Origin of the sequence: Streptomyces sp. 4F14 (assembly GCF_048159485.1) — a bacterium.
Classification (GTDB): Bacteria; Actinomycetota; Actinomycetes; order Streptomycetales; family Streptomycetaceae; genus Streptomyces.
This window is the reverse complement of record NZ_JBLRVY010000384.1, coordinates 1-320: the sequence shown is the minus strand read 5'-3', so window position 1 is coordinate 320 and position 320 is coordinate 1. Positions and strand designations below refer to the sequence as shown.

The 320-nt window shown below is 73.4% G+C and carries 1 protein-coding gene; it reads right to left on the bottom strand.

All coding sequences use genetic code 11. The annotated features are described in order from the left end of the window. The coding region (locus ACLZOT_RS51225) for an alpha/beta fold hydrolase (RefSeq protein WP_416976148.1) at positions 1–320 on the bottom strand (320 nt) is incomplete at both ends.

Sequence of the window (320 nt, the reverse complement as noted above, 5' to 3'; positions counted from 1 at the left end):
GGCGGTGGCCCGCCGCCCCTTCTCCACCAGCTCGGCCCGCTGCCCCAGCGCCTTGAGCACGCCCGGCAGCACCCGCCGCACCGCGTTCACCCCCGCGACGGGCAGCCCTAAGTTGACCTCGCCGAGCTTCCCGGACGACGTACCGACGAAGGCGGTGGCGACGACCCGGTCGCGGATCAGCTCCGGGAACTGGTCGGCCAGCGCCATCACGGTCATCCCGCCCATGGAGTGCCCGACCAGCACGAGCGGCCCCTCCGGCACGGCCGCGTCGATGACGGCCTTCAGATCGCGCCCGAGCTGCTCGATGTCGACATGCCGGC